The organism is Kitasatospora sp. NPDC091276 (assembly GCF_040684355.1).
Taxonomy (GTDB): domain Bacteria; phylum Actinomycetota; class Actinomycetes; order Streptomycetales; family Streptomycetaceae; genus Kitasatospora.
Genome location: NZ_JBFBFU010000007.1, coordinates 203,271 through 216,714 on the forward strand (window position 1 = coordinate 203,271; position 13,444 = coordinate 216,714).

At 73.4% G+C, this 13,444-nt stretch carries 11 protein-coding genes, 1 tRNA gene and 2 pseudogenes; 8 read left to right on the plus strand and 6 right to left on the minus strand.

The genetic code is table 11. The annotated features are described in order from the left end of the window. The first annotated feature begins 54 nt into the window (after positions 1-54). Positions 55-128, plus strand: a tRNA-Ala gene (locus AB0O19_RS11780). 259 nt (positions 129-387) lie between these two features. On the opposite strand, the gene AB0O19_RS11785 is transcribed toward AB0O19_RS11780, so the two are convergent. Continuing rightward, positions 388-648 carry a hypothetical protein gene (locus AB0O19_RS11785; RefSeq protein ID WP_363619252.1) on the minus strand — a complete coding sequence of 87 codons (261 nt, stop codon included), beginning with the start codon at positions 646-648 and terminating at the stop codon, positions 388-390. On the opposite strand from AB0O19_RS11785, the pseudogene AB0O19_RS11790 reads away from it, so the two are divergent. Then, a pseudogene (locus AB0O19_RS11790) lies at positions 572-931 on the plus strand (transposase); the annotation flags it as partial. The gene AB0O19_RS11785 and the pseudogene AB0O19_RS11790 sit on opposite strands and share 77 nt — an antisense overlap. 54 nt (positions 932-985) lie before the next feature. On the opposite strand, the gene AB0O19_RS11795 reads toward AB0O19_RS11790, so the two are convergent. The 5 genes and pseudogenes from AB0O19_RS11795 to AB0O19_RS11815 all read right to left on the minus strand — a co-directional run bounded on the left by AB0O19_RS11795 (position 986) and on the right by AB0O19_RS11815 (position 5,309). Continuing rightward, positions 986-2,191, minus strand: a complete 1,206-nt coding sequence (locus AB0O19_RS11795) for a cytochrome P450 (protein ID WP_363619203.1) — start codon at positions 2,189-2,191, stop codon at positions 986-988. Between the two features lie 96 nt (positions 2,192-2,287). After that, complete coding sequence (locus AB0O19_RS11800) at positions 2,288-2,506, minus strand: ferredoxin (protein ID WP_359896573.1); 219 nt, start codon at positions 2,504-2,506, stop codon at positions 2,288-2,290. A gap of 250 nt (positions 2,507-2,756) precedes the next feature. Next, positions 2,757-3,019 (minus strand): annotated as a pseudogene (locus tag AB0O19_RS11805) (ATP-dependent DNA ligase); the annotation flags it as partial. Positions 3,020-3,177: 158 nt separating this feature from the next. After that, on the minus strand, positions 3,178-4,065 hold the full coding sequence (locus tag AB0O19_RS11810; protein ID WP_363619204.1) for a peptidase: 888 nt from the start codon (positions 4,063-4,065) through the stop codon (positions 3,178-3,180). A 2-nt stretch (positions 4,066-4,067) separates the two neighbouring features. Beyond that, entirely contained in the window at positions 4,068-5,309 is a 1,242-nt protein-coding gene (locus AB0O19_RS11815) for a VWA domain-containing protein (RefSeq protein ID WP_363619249.1), read from the minus strand. Positions 5,310-5,573: 264 nt separating this feature from the next. Between AB0O19_RS11815 and AB0O19_RS11820 the strand changes: the two genes are divergently transcribed. The 6 genes from AB0O19_RS11820 to AB0O19_RS11845 all read left to right on the plus strand — a co-directional run bounded on the left by AB0O19_RS11820 (position 5,574) and on the right by AB0O19_RS11845 (position 13,429). Continuing rightward, positions 5,574-6,419 (plus strand): ATP-binding cassette domain-containing protein, encoded by an 846-nt coding sequence (locus AB0O19_RS11820; RefSeq protein WP_363619205.1) that lies wholly within the window; start codon positions 5,574-5,576, stop codon positions 6,417-6,419. Then, a complete protein-coding gene (locus AB0O19_RS11825) occupies positions 6,416-7,096 on the plus strand; it encodes an ABC transporter (RefSeq protein ID WP_363619206.1) in 681 nt (226 codons plus the stop codon). The genes AB0O19_RS11820 and AB0O19_RS11825 overlap by 4 nt, the downstream gene beginning before the upstream one ends. A 185-nt stretch (positions 7,097-7,281) precedes the next feature. Beyond that, the gene (locus AB0O19_RS11830; protein WP_363619207.1) at positions 7,282-8,646 is read left to right on the plus strand and encodes an FtsW/RodA/SpoVE family cell cycle protein; all 1,365 of its coding nucleotides are present in this window, start codon (positions 7,282-7,284) and stop codon (positions 8,644-8,646) included. Then, complete coding sequence (locus AB0O19_RS11835) at positions 8,646-10,166, plus strand: penicillin-binding transpeptidase domain-containing protein (RefSeq protein ID WP_363619208.1); 1,521 nt, start codon at positions 8,646-8,648, stop codon at positions 10,164-10,166. Before AB0O19_RS11830 ends, AB0O19_RS11835 begins: the two co-directional genes overlap by 1 nt. Before the next feature lie 229 nt (positions 10,167-10,395). Then, positions 10,396-11,895 (plus strand): amino acid permease, encoded by a 1,500-nt coding sequence (locus tag AB0O19_RS11840; RefSeq protein WP_363619209.1) that lies wholly within the window; start codon positions 10,396-10,398, stop codon positions 11,893-11,895. Between the two features lie 334 nt (positions 11,896-12,229). Then, on the plus strand, positions 12,230-13,429 hold the full coding sequence (locus AB0O19_RS11845) for a glycosyltransferase 87 family protein (RefSeq protein WP_363619210.1): 1,200 nt from the start codon (positions 12,230-12,232) through the stop codon (positions 13,427-13,429). Positions 13,430-13,444: the final 15 nt, after the last annotated feature.

The following is a 13,444-nucleotide window of genomic DNA, read 5'->3' on the forward strand; positions in this document are numbered from 1 at the left end:
TCGCCGGGGGTGGTCACGGACCCCCTCCGGAAGGTGCTAGAGTTTCTTCTCGTTGGGGCTGTGGCGCAGTCCGGTAGCGCACCTCGTTCGCATCGAGGGGGTCAGGGGTTCGAATCCCCTCAGCTCCACCCAACGACTGTTCACGAGTCTGATTCGTGAGTGGTCACGAGATCCCGCTCGACCGATTCGGTCGGGCGGGATTTCTGCTTTGAGCGGGTCTGTTCGAGGCGGCGTGCGATGGCGATGGGGCTTCGTGACGTAGATCACGCGATTGTGCGGGCTTTCTCGGGGCCGGCCGAGCTGTTGCGGTCGTGCGGAAGCCGCCGTCGAGCGGCTGGCCAACGGCTTTGTGGGGTAGGCCACTTCGGGGTGTCTGCGAGTCGTTCGTCAGCTGTGCGGCGGGGGCAGGCCGTTGAAGTCTGCGGGGGCGGGCGTGAGGCCGTCGTAGTCCTCGATGCTGTTCGCCGCTGTCAGCCCGGGGCTGCTGGCGCGGAGCCGGTGCTGGACGGTCAACAGGTTGATCATGAAGGCCATCAGGGCGAGCAGGACCGCTTGGGCGACGCGTCCGCCGGTACCGGAGAAGATCCGTGTCCCGCGGACGGGGCCGGGCAGGCCCCGGAAGACGCCCGACAGCGTGGCCGCCGACAAGGCCTACAGCAGCGGCCCGTGCCGCGCCTGCCTGCGCAGGCGCGGCATCCGGCACACGATCCCGGAGAAGGCGGACAGTCAGGCCGCCCGCCTGCGCAAAGGCTCACGCGGCGGGTGCCCACCGGCCTTCGACGAGAAGCGGTACAAGAAGCGCGACACCGTCGAACGGGCCGTCAACAAGCTCAAGCGTGCCCGAGCGGTCGCAACCCGATACGACAAGCGCGGATACGTCTACCTCGGCACCGTCACCGCAGCCGCTCTCGTCAGCTGGCTCCGCACGTGACCGCCCGGACAGCTCCGCCTGGTACTCCAGCGAGAGTTCTCCATTGGGCCCCGCTCACCAGGTCACGGGCAGTGACCGCATCCCGTAGATGAACGACTCGGTACGGAACTCGCGCTCGCCGGTCAGCCGCAGCCCCGGCAGCCGGCGGAACAGCGTCTCCAGGGCGATCTGGAGTTCGGCGCGGGCCAGCGGCTGGCCCAGGCACTGGTGTACGCCGAAGCCGAACGCCAGGTGCCGCCGGGCGTCCCGGTCCAGGTCCAGCTCGTCCGTCGCCCGATGGCCGGTGCCGCCGAACACCGCCTCGTCCCGGTTGGCGGTGGAGAGCATCGCCATCACGCCCTCCCCGGCCCGGACGGTGACGCCGCCCAGCTCCACGTCCTCCAGCGCCACCCGGGGCAGGCCGGTGTGCACGATGGTCAGCAGCCGCAACAGCTCCTCCACCGCGCCCGGCAGGGTGGCCGGGTCGGCCAGGCCGGGGATCTGCTCGGGGTGCTCCAGCAGCAGTGCGGTCGACAGCGAGATCATGTTCGCGGTCGTCTCGTGCCCGGCGATCAGCAGCAGCACGCCCATGGCGGCCGCGTCGTCCAGGGTCAGGTCGTCCCGCGCCGCGAGTCGGCTGAGGGCATCGTCCTCCGGTTGTGCGCGCTTGCGGGCCGTCAGGTCGCGAAGGTAGTCCCGGACCTCCTCCTGGGCCTCCCGGAGCTGCTCCACGGTGCTCTCCCGGCTGAGCATCGTGCGGCTCAGGCTCTGGAAGCGGTCGTGGTCCTCGTACGGCACGCCGAGCAGCAGGCAGATCACCAGCGAGGGCACCGGCAGCGCGAAGTCGGTGACCAGGTCGGCCGTGCTCCGGCCCGCGGTCATCCGGTCCAGTGCCTCGTCCACGATCCGCTGGATCTCCGGGCGCAGCGCCTCCACCCGCTTGACCAGGAATTCCCCGGTGATCATGCGGCGCTGGCGGGCGTGCTCGGGGTCGTCCAGCCGCAGGAAGTCCGGATTGTCAGTGATCAGCTCGCGAGCGCCGGCGACCAGCAGCGGGAAGGCCGGGTGGCGTATGTCGGCACTGAACCGGCGGTCGGACAGCACGGTGCGGACCTCGGCGAAGCCGGTGACCAGCCAGCAGAGGTCGCCGTCGGGCAGCTCGGCTCTGGTCACCGGCCCGGTGGCGGCGGCCTCGGAGTACGCGGGCGGCGGGCCGAACGGGCAGCCACCGGAGTGCCGGGCCGGCAGCGGGAGGACGGGGGTGGTGGATGCGGTGGTCAAGGCGGGGGTCTCCTCACGTCGCGGGTGTTCTCGTGGGGTTCGGGGCCCGGGAAGGTTCCCGGCGCGGCCTGCGGGGCCGGCGGCGGCGGGGGTCCGTCAGGCCCCGGTCCGCGCGGGCTCGTCCCCGGTGACGGTGATCGCCCGGCCCGGGCAGAGCTCGGAGGCGAGCCTGACGTCGTCGAACTGCTCTGGCAGCAGGACGGTCTGGCGGAGTCTCACGAGACTGTCCCGGTCGTCCTGGTCGAAGACCGCGGGGGCGTTCATCACGCACATGCCGGAGCTGCAGCAGCGGTCCCGGTCGACGCTCACCTGCATGTCGGGCACCTTTCGCCAGGGCGGCGCCGGCTGCCCGGCGGCCGCCTCTCGTTGTCACGGTCAACCTAGCCGTCGCTGGTCCGTTCACGGAGGGGTACGGTGGCCGGATCGAGAATGGCTGACTCGGCCCCTGTGTGTGAACCCCCATTGCGGCGCAATGCGTTTCAACCGGCGGTACTTCGCCGGACGGGTCGGCGGATCCGGCCGCGCGGACGGCCTCACAAGAGCCTTCGGCGGTGGCCAACTCCCGTACGGAGGCCACCGTGTCGGCCTCGGCGGCGCTCCTGTCCGGCCGGTAGCGCACCACCCGGGCGAACCGCAGGGCCAGCCCGGCGGGGTAGCGGGGGCTGCGCTGGAGGCCGTCGAAGGCGACCTCGACGACCAGTTTCGGCCGGACCGGCACCGCGTCCGGGCGTCCCGCCCGGTCTCCCGGGCGAGCAACTCGGCGGTCTGCCAGGCGAGCGTCCGCTCGGTCAGCCCCTTGAAGGTCTTGCCGAGCATCACCCACGGGCCGAGCCCCGGCTCGCCGGCCGCCCGGGCGGCCGGCGAGGCCCTCGGACGGTCCCGGTCGCCGGTCGGTCGCGCACGGGGGCGGGAGCGGGAACCGGAGCGGGAACGGCCGAGGGCCGGCCGGGGGAGTCCGGCCGGCCCTCAGGGTTGGGCGGGGTGGGTCAGGGGCGCTGGGAACCGGCGTAGGGGCCGGGCTGGGGGGCGCCGGACTGCGGCGGGACGGCGCCGTAGCGGGGCGGGCGGTAGCCGCGTGGGTGCCGGGTCAGGTTGTAGCCCAGGACGCCCGCCAGGGCGGCCAGGGCGCCGCCGCCGATGGTCCAGTACCAGCGGCTGTTCCAGCCGGAGAACCAGCCGGTGTACCAGTGCTCCTCGGCCGCCACCGGGGCGGCCGCCTTGGCGGTGCTGGCGCCGCCGCCGGCCGGCGGGACCAGCGGGGCCTTGAGCTCGCCGCCCTCCGGCTGGGCGTTGTCCGCGTTGCCCTTCGCGCTGACGTGCAGCTGGACGGAGGTGGCCAGGCCGAGGTCGGTCTGCGGGACGTCGCTGACCGAGAGCCGCACGTAGTAGGTGCCGGGCAGCGGGTCGCCGGACCACGGCTCGGCCCAGGAGCGGATCTCGCGCAGGGTGCAGCTCAGCGTGAGCGTGCCGGTGTTCTGGTCGCCGGTGGCGTTCTGGGTGCCGGCGGTGCAGGACTGGCGGCGGCGGAGCCCGTCGAAGACCTCGGCGGACCAGGTCTGCGGGCCGTGCCGGTCGGTCGCGGGGGCCAGGTTGACGGTCAGGCCGATCGTCGGGGTCTGGCCCTCGGAGGCGCCGAACGCCCAGTACAGGTAGTCACCGGTGGAGGCGGCGACGTTGGCGTCCTGGCCGGGGGAGAGGTTGGTCGCGGTCAGGAAGGAGGTGCCGGCCTTGGTGGCCGGGGCCGGGGCGCCGCTCGCGCTCGCCGAGGGCGAGGGGGAGGCGGCGGAGGCGGTCGGGGCGGCCAACGCGAGGGCGGGCAGCAGGGCGAGGGCGGCGAGGGCGCCGCGAAGGGTCGTGCGCGTGGTCGGTCGCATGGTCAGTTCTCCCGCCAGACAGAGATCCGCCAGCGGGCGATCCAGCCGAACACCAGGCCGAACAGCAGTCCGGCGAGGGCGAGGGTGAGCAGCAGGATCCAGCCGCGGCCCAGGCCCATCGCCGCGCCCTCGGGGGCGGACGAGGCGGTGGCCAGGTCGACGGTCAGCTCCAGCGGCAGGCCGGGGTCGGCCTGGACGCCGGCCTGCGGGGCCAGCGAGTTGCTGACGACCAGGCAGACGGTGGTCTCCGGCTTGGCGCTCGACGAGGAGGTCGGGCCGGTGGTGATGTAGCCCTTGGAGTCGCTGGTGGACCAGCGCAGGCCGGTGGAGATCACGTCGGTGCGGCTGCTACCGGCGTCGGTGCCGCGGACCAGCTCCTGGCCGGTCGCGCTGGTGGCCTGCAGCAGGACGCCGTAGTCCCGGGCCACCGCGCGGTCCAGGCCGACGCTGACCGAGGCGCGCAGCTCCTGGCCGGACTTGACCGGGACCTTGTAGACGCGGTGCTCGGAGAACTTCTCGCGGTCGCTGTACACGCCCGGGGCGAGCACCGGGGCGCTCTCGCACTTGTCGGCGCCGGAGGTCTTCACCGGGGTCACCGCGTAGGTGTCGTTGGAGCGGTCGACCAGCTGCTTCACCTTGTCGGTGAGCTGCTCCTGGGTGCGGACGTCGGTGTAGGTGCCACCGGTCGCGTTGGCGATGCAGAGCAGCTGCTGGCGGGTCTTGTCGTCGTGGGCCAGGCCGAGGGTGTCGACGACCAGGTGGATGCCCTGGGAGGCGAGTTCACGGGCGACGTCGCAGGGGTCCGGCGGGGTGCAGGTGTCCTCGCCGTCGGTGATCAGCACCACCCGGCGGGTGGTCTCGCCCTTGCCGAGGTCCTGGGCCGCGCCGCGCAGGGCCAGGCCGATCGGGGTCCAGCCGGTGGGTCGCAGGGTGGCGACGGCCGTCTTGGCCTCGACCTTGTTGGTCTTGCCGACCGGGTACAGCTGCTTGGTGTCCTGGCAGCCCTGGGTCTTGTCGTTGCCGGGGTAGTTCGCGCCCAGGGTGCGGATGCCGAACTCGGTCTCCGCGGGCAGCGCGTCGATCACGTCGTTCAGCGACTGCTGGGCCACCGAGATCCGGCTCTTGCCCTGGATGTCCCGCTCGTTCATGGAGCCGCTGACGTCCAGGACGAGGTCGACCCTGGGGGCCTCCTTGGGCGCGGCGGCTCCGGCTGATGGTTCGTCGGCGTGGGCGGGCAGGCCGATGAGCAGCGAGGCGCCCGTTATCGCCAGGGCGCCCAGCAGGCTGCCGAGCCTGGTCTTTGGTCGTCGTCCGGTAGTCACCCGGTGATCCTAGGGATCATCAGTTCGCGATGGCCAAACGAGAGCGGATCGTGCGCCACCCCGCCACGGCGTGAACTCCGGCGCGTGGAAAGGCCGTCGGGCCTGCGCGGACTTACGTCCGCCCTACCCGGGCTGGATAGCCTTCCGTGCGGGTTTCGTGCGAGTCCGGGCGGGAGTGGGGGCGCGGTGGAGCTGACGGGGGTCGGAAAACGGTACGGGCGGCGCGGGCGATGGGTCCTGCGCGGGGTCGATCTCGCCGTCGGGCCGGGGGAGTTGGTGCGGATCGCCGGGGCGAACGGGAGCGGCAAGTCGACGCTGCTTCGGCTGGCGGCCGGGATCGAGCGGCCGACCGCCGGGCGGGTGGCCCGCGCGGGCGGTGCCGCGTACGTGCCCGAACGCTTCCCGCCCGCGCTGCCCTTCGACGCCGCCTCGTACCTGCTGCGGGTGGGCCGGGTGCACGGGCTGTCGGCGGAGCGGGCGCGGCGGCGGGCGGGGGACTGGCTGGACCGCTTCGGCATCGCGGACCGGGCGGGCACGCCGCTGAGCCGGCTGTCGAAGGGCACCTGCCAGAAGGTCGCGGTCGCGCAGGCGCTGCTCGCCCAGGCCCCGGTCCTGCTGCTGGACGAGGCCTGGACGGGGCTCGACCCCGACGCCAGGGCGGTGCTGGACGAGGCGGCCGCGGAGCGGGCGGCGGACGGCGGGGCGGTGCTGTTCGTCGACCACGACCCGGCCCGGCTGGCCGGGCTGACCAGCGCCGCCTACCGGGTCGGCGCGGACGGCGCGCTGCGGCCCGCCGAGGAGGCGGGGCCCGTGCCGGACGGCGGCCCGGAGACGGAGGTCGAGGTGGACGTCCCGGACGGCACCCCGCTGCCGCCCCGGCTGCCCGGGGCGCCGCGGCTCACCCCGCTGGCCGGCACGGCCGTGCGGCTGACCGTGCCGGCCGCGCACACGGAAGCGCTGCTGCGCCGGCTGCTGCTCGGCCGACCGGCCGTCCGGGTGCTGGCGGTGCGGCAGCGGGAGGGGCGGCGGTGAGGCAGCTCGGGGCGCTGACCCGGTACCACCTGGAACTGCTGGTGCGCTCGCACGCCTGGCTGCCGCCGTTCCTGGCGTACGCGCTGCTGCTGGTGGTGGGCGTGTCGGCGGGCAACCCGCTGCTGGGCGACCTCGGCTACGGCGCGGCCGTGCTGCTGCCGGTGAGCGCCTGGTACGTGCGCAGCGCGCTCGGGGCGGAGCCGCCGGCCTCGCGGGCCTGCCTGGTCGCGGCGGCGGGGCCGCCGCGGGTGCACCTGGGCGCGCTGCTGGCGGCGCTGACGGCCGGGCTGGTGCTGGCGGCGGCGGAGGTGGCGGCGCTGTGGTGGCTGAGCGGGACGGTGGCCAACCCGGGGGTGGAGCGGCAGCCGCCGGTCGGACCGGCGCTGGCGGCCGGTGCGTCGGCCGCGGTGGTGTGCGTGCTGCTGGGGGTGGTGGCCGGGGCGCTGGCGAACCGGCCGGTGCTGGCGCGGCCGCAGTACGGCATCGCGCTGGCGCTGGCGCTGGCCGCGCTGGCGCTGGTGGCGCCCCTCTCGCCGGCCAACGCGGCGGTCCGCGGTCTGGTCTCGGCGGCCCGCACCGGCCGGGTCGCCGTGCCGTGGGCGGAACTGCCGCCCGCCGCCCTGCTGGCCGCGGCGGCGGCCGGGGTGGCGGCGCTGGCCGGACGGCGGCCCGAGTGAGCGGAGGATTCACGCCAAGGGAGGACACACCGCAGCAAAAAGCCGATAAATATGGATAGTGCTCGTTAGGGTGACGAACCTGGGTGAACCGGCTTCGTGTCGCCGGTCCATTCCGATGGCATCCCCCGGAACAGCGCTCCGGCTCCCCGCGACCCCCAGGACGGTCCGTGGCGACACCCCCCGCCGTGACGAGAACCGCAGCCCGGCCGAGCCGGCCGGTGCCGACCAGGCGCACCACCGAGCTGCTGCTGGTCCTGGCCGCCGTGCTGATCGCCGTGTTCGGCTACGTCGAGGTCGGCGTCAACCTGGACGGCAGGGTGCCGGCCGACGCGGCCGAGTACGGCGCCGCGCTCGGCGTGCTCGCCCTGCTGGCGCACGCCGTGGTCCGGCTGCGGGCCCGGTACGCGGACCCGCTGCTGCTGCCGATCGCGGTGCTGCTCAACGGGATCGGCCTGGTGGTGATCTACCGGCTCGACCGCGCCACCTCGGGCGTCGGCGCGGCCTCCACCCAGCTGCTCTGGTCGAGCCTGGGGGTGGCGCTGTTCATCGCGGTCGTGCTGCTGGTGCGCGACCACCGGCGGCTGCAGCGGTACGCCTACCTCGGGGCGCTGGTGGCGCTGGTCCTGCTGGTGCTGCCGATCTTCTTCCCGCCGGTGTACGGCTCGCGGATCTGGATCGTCGTCGGGCCGCTGTCCTTCCAGCCGGGGGAGTTCGCCAAGATCCTGCTGGCCGTCTTCTTCGCCGCCTACCTGGCGGTGCACCGGGACGCGCTGGCGCTCACCGGCCGCCGGGTCTGGCGCTGGCAGCTGCCGCGCGGCCGGGTGCTCGGGCCGGTGCTGCTGATCTGGGCGGCGTTCGTCGGCGTCCTGGTGCTGGAGACGGACCTCGGCACCTCGCTGCTGTTCTTCGGCCTGTTCGTGGTGATGCTGTACGTGGCCACCGCGCGCACCGGGTGGATCGTGATCGGGCTGGTCCTGGCGGCGGTCGGGGCGGTCACGGTGGGCTGGCTCTCGCCGCACGTGCACAGCCGGGTGACGGACTGGCTGGACCCGTTGGGCTCGATCGCGGCGGGCAAGGGCGCCAACCAGATCGCCCAGTCGCTGTTCGCCTTCGCCTGGGGCGGGGAACTGGGCACCGGGCTCGGCGACGGGCACTCGGTGCTGATCGGCTTCGCCGCCAAGTCGGACTTCATCCTCGCCACCATCGGCGAGGAACTCGGCCTGACCGGGCTCGTCGCGGTGTTCCTGCTGTACGCGCTGCTGATCTCCCGGGGGTTCCGGACGGGCATCGCGCTGCGCGACCCGTTCGGGCGGCTGCTGGCGATCGGCCTGGCCGCGATCGTCGGCCTCCAGGTGTTCGTGGTGGCCGGCGGGGTGCTCGACCTCATCCCGCTGACCGGGATGACGCTGCCGTTCGTCGCGCAGGGCGGCTCCTCGGTGGTCACCAACTGGATCATCGTGGCGTTGCTGGTGCGGATGAGCGACATCGCGCGCCGGCCGGCCCCGGCCCCGGCCCTGCCCGTGTCCGCGTCTCTGCCGGAGGAGGACTGATGGCGCGCACCCGCTCCCGTCCGCGCGCCCGGGGCAACGGGCCGCAGGGCCTGCCGGGCATCTCCGTCACCGGGCGCCGCGCGGGCGTCTTCTGCCTGCTGCTGGTCGCGGCGCTGTGCGTCCAGGCCACCCGGGTGCAGGTGTTCCAGGCCAAGGACCTCAACCACAACGCCGCCAACCAGCGGCTCACCATCGAGCGGTACTCGCAGCCGCGCGGCGACATCCGGGTCGGCGCGGACACCGTGACAGGCTCCGAACCCACCGGCGGCCGGTACGACTACAAGCGCACCTACACCGACGGTCCGACGTACGCGGCCGTCACCGGCTTCGCCTCGCAGGCGTACGGCAACACCCAGCTGGAGGGGATCGAGGACGACCTGCTGTCCGGGACGGACAGCAGACTGGCCGGCTGGGCGGTCTGGGACGCCGTCGCCCGCAGGCAGAACCCCGGCGGGGACGTCTACACCACCCTGAACCGGGCCGCCCAGGAGGCCGCGGTGCGCGGGCTCGGCAGCCAGAAGGGCGCGGTGGCCGCGATCGAGCCGGCCACCGGCCGGATCCTCGCCCTGGCCAGCACGCCGTCCTACGACCCGGGCAGCTTCGCCGGCTCCGCCGCGGCCGACCAGGCCGCCTGGAACCGGCTGCAGGCCGACACCGACCAGCCGATGCTCAACCGTGCGCTGCGCCAGACCTACCCGCCGGGCTCGACCTTCAAGGTGGTCACGGCGGCGGCCGCGCTCGCGGCCGGGGTGGTCACCGACCCCGACGCGCCGACCGACGCGCCGTACCCGTACGTGCTGCCCGGGACGACCACGCCGCTGGTCAACGACACCTCGGCGTGCGACCGGCCCGGCCAGTCGCTGGACACCGCGATGGTCTACAGCTGCAACAGCGTGCTGGGCTACCTCGGGGTGCGGACCGGGCTGGACCCGATGGTGGCGATGGCCGAGAACTTCGGCTTCAACGACGCCAGGCTGGACATGCCGGTGCGCCCGGCCCGGTCCAACTTCGACACCACGATGAACCAGTCGCAGGTGGCGCTCTCCTCGATCGGGCAGTTCGACACCGCGGCGACCCCGCTGGTGATGGCGATGGTCGCGGCCGGGATCGCCAACGACGGGACGGTGATGCGTCCACAGCTCGTGGACAGGCTGACGAAGGGCGACGGCACCGCGGTGCAGCTGATGAAACCCGCCGTGTACCGGCGGGCGATGACCCCGGCGGTGGCCGGGCAGGTGCAGAAGCTGATGACCGACGTGGTGGAGAACGGCACCGGCGGCAACGCCCGGATCGGCGGCGCGGTGGTCGGCGGCAAGACCGGCACCGCGCAGCACGGGGTGGACAACAGCGGGACGCCGTACGCCTGGTTCATCTCCTGGGCCAAGCCCGCCGGCTCGGACGCGGTGCCGCCGGTGGCGGTGGCCGTGGTGATCGCGGACAGTGACGCCACGGACGTCACCGGCGGCGGGCTGGCCGCGCCGATCGCCCGCTCGGTGATGCGGGCGGTGCTGGGCCGCTGAGCTGCTGCTCTAGCTGCTGGACGGCGAATCCGCCGTCTGCGAAGTGTCCGGTTTGTATAGACTCATGCGCCAATTCGTACAATGCGCCGATCCGGACTGTTCGTTTGCGACACTGGTGCTTTCGCGGGGTACTGTCCCATCTTTGTTCGGTTGGTCCCCGATGACACCCCATGACGCGTCGAGTGACCGGCCGCCAGGACACCCTCCCCCGCCCAGAAGGACCGCAGCTGTGACCAGCAACTCTCTCGGTGCGCGTCTGCTGCGACGCAAGCCCGTCTCGTCCCTCATCGCCGAGAGCGAGGGCCGGGACGGCCCCCCGGCCGGCGCGCCCGAGGAGGGCGGACGCTCCGGCATCCACCTGCGCCGCACGATCGGCCTCTGGCAGCTGTCCTCGATCGGCATCGGCGCCACCATCGGCACCGGCATCTTCTTCGTGCTCAGCAGCGCGGTGCCCTCGGCCGGCCCGGCCGTCATCCTGTCCTTCGTGCTCGCCGCGGTCACCGCCGGACTCACCGCGCTCTGCTACGCCGAGATGGCCTCCGCGATCCCGGTCTCCGGTTCCTCGTACTCCTACGCCTACGCCACCCTCGGCGAGGGCGTCGCGTTCGGCGTCGGCATCTGCCTGCTGATGGAGTACGGCGTCTCCGCCTCCGCGATCGCGGTGAGCTGGGCCGAGTACCTGAACAAGTTCTTCGACCTGGCCTTCGGCTTCACCATCCCGGAGCAGCTGTCCGGCGCGCCGAACGACACCCACTGGTTCAACCTGCCGGCGCTGCTGCTGGTCGCGATGGTCTGCGTGCTGCTCATCCGCGGCGTCAGCGAGTCGGTGAAGGTCAACGCGGCCATGGTCGGGATCAAGATCCTGATCCTGCTGCTGTTCGTCGGCGTCGCGCTCACCGGCTTCCACTCCGGCAACCTGACCCCGTTCATGCCGCTCGGCATCGGCGGCGTGCAGGTCGCCGCCTCCAGCATCTTCTTCTCCTTCATCGGCCTGGACGCCGTGTCCACCGCCGGTGAGGAGGTCAAGAACCCGCGCCGCACCCTGCCGTTGGCGATCATCATCTCGCTGGTCGTGGTGACCCTGCTCTACATCCTGGTCGCCCTCGCCGGCATCGGCGCCCAGCCGTGGCAGAAGTTCCAGGGCCAGGAGGCCGGCCTCGCCCAGATCCTCCAGGACATCACCGGCCAGACCTGGCCCTCGATGGTCTTCGCGATCGGCGCGATCCTCTCGATCTTCAGCATCACCCTCGTGGTGATCTACGGCCAGACCCGCATCCTGTACTCCATGGGCCGCGACGGCATGCTGCCCAAGCGCTTCGCCGAACTCTCCCCGCGCACCGGCACCCCGGTCTGGAACACCCTCGTGGTGGGCCTCGGCGTCGGCGCGCTGGCCGCCTTCGTCCCGCTGAAGGAACTGGCCGACATCACCAGCCTCGGGACGCTCATCGCCTTCTCGGTCGTCTCGATCGGCGTGATCATCCTGCGCCGCACCCAGCCCGACCTGCCGCGCGGCTTCAAGGTCCCCGGCTACCCGGTCGTCCCGCTGCTCAGCGTCGCCTTCTGCGCCTACCTGATCACCGGCCTGCACGCCGACACCTTCCGGGCCGGCGCGATCGCCCTCGCCGTCGCCGTGGTCGTCTACTTCGGCTACAGCATCAAGCACTCCAAGCTGGAGCAGCAGGCGCAGGCCGCCACGGCGGACAGCTCCACCGGCCACCGCAACAGCTGAGCCGGACGAATCCGGACATGGGGGGCCGCCGATCACGACACCCGGCGGCCCCCCTCATGCCACCTCCCGCCACGTGCCCCACGCCATGGCGACAGGGCCCGGCCACCACCCATAACCTTCCACCATGGTGAGCACCCGCACGCCCGGCTTCTCCCGCCCGCGCGGCCGCTTCACCGGCCGCAGCAGAACGCCGGCCCCGCCGACCCCCGCCGGAGCGCCGTCCGGACCAGGACGACCGCCCCTCGGCTTCTCCAGTCGGCCGTTCCCCCGCCAGCGTGGCGAGAGCACGTTCCCGCCCACGCCCGATCGGCTGAATCCCGCCCGACTCGCCTCGATGCGCACAGTCCAACTGCTCGGCTGCCTGATCGCAGCCGGCTGGGCGGCCGCCTTCCCGCTCGTCTCCGACCTGCCCAACCAGCGGATGTGGGGTTTCATCGCGGCCCCCGCCTACGTCCTGGCCGGGCTGCTCTGCCTCACCCTGCCGCGCCGCTACGCGGCCCGCGCCGCCGCCGTGGTCGCGCTCGCCGGGGCCGTCCTCGCGCCGCTCGCCCTGCTCGCCGTGCAGGGCCGCCACCAGTCCGAGGTGATGGTGGTCGAACGCTCGGCGCACCTGCTGCTCACCACCGGCAGCCCGTACCTGCCGCACCCGGTGGTGGTCACCGACTACAACCCGTACCTGCCGGCCATGACCCTGTTCGGGATGCCGCGCCAACTGCTGGGCGACGGCTCCGACCTCGCCCAGGTCGCCGGGGACGCCCGGATCTGGTTCGCGCTGGCCTTCGTGGTCTGCCTGCTGGCCAGCTGGCGGCTGCTGCGGCCCACCCGCGAGCGCGCGCCGCTGCTGCCGCTCGCCGTGCTCACCGCCTCGCCGCTGATCTCGCTGGCCCTCGTCGTCGGCGGGGTGGACCTGCCGCTGATCGGCCTCTGCTGCCTCGCCATGGCGCTCGCCGAGCGGGACCGCACCGTCGGCGCCGGCCTGGTGCTCGCCCTCGCCTGCACCCTCAAGTGGACGGCCTGGCCGGCGCTGCCGGTCGCGGCCCTGCTGCTGTGGCGGCTGTACGGCCGCCGGCCCGCCGCCCGGACCACGCTGATCGCGCTCGGCACCGGCCTGGCCGTGCTCCTGCCCTCCGTGCTGACCCGGGCGGACGCGCTGCGCGAGCAGGTGGTGCGCTTCCCGCTCGGGCTCACCGCCATCCGCACGCCGGCCGGCAGCCCGCTGCCCGGCAAGGTGCTGGCCGGCTTCGGGCCGACCGGGCACTCCGTCTCGCTGGCGCTGATGACCATGGGCGGGATCGGGGTGGCCATCTGGCTGCTCGCCCGGCCGCCGGTGTCCGCGATCGCGGCCGCCGACCTGCTGGCCGCCGGGCTGGCGATCGCGTTCATGCTCGCCCCGGCCGGGCGGTTCGGCTACCTCGCCCTGCCGGTGGTCCTGGTGATCTGGCCGCGGCTGGCGGCCCGGCGCTGGAGCAGCCGGCGCCCGATCCCGCCGCACCGGCTGCGTGGCAGACCGGAGCCCGCCCTGCCACGGGGCTGAGCGGGCTCCGTCCGG

Bases quoted from the DNA above. Each gene is read 5' to 3' on its own strand.
- AB0O19_RS11810 (WP_363619204.1), bottom strand. From the start codon at position 4,065: ATGCGACCGACCACGCGCACGACCCTTCGCGGCGCCCTCGCCGCCCTC.
- AB0O19_RS11845 (WP_363619210.1), top strand. From the start codon at position 12,230: ATGCGCACAGTCCAACTGCTCGGCTGCCTGATCGCAGCCGGCTGGGCG.
- AB0O19_RS11800 (WP_359896573.1), bottom strand. From the start codon at position 2,506: ATGCAGGTGAGCGTCGACCGGGACCGCTGCTGCAGCTCCGGCATGTGC.
- AB0O19_RS11835 (WP_363619208.1), top strand. From the start codon at position 8,646: ATGGCGCGCACCCGCTCCCGTCCGCGCGCCCGGGGCAACGGGCCGCAG.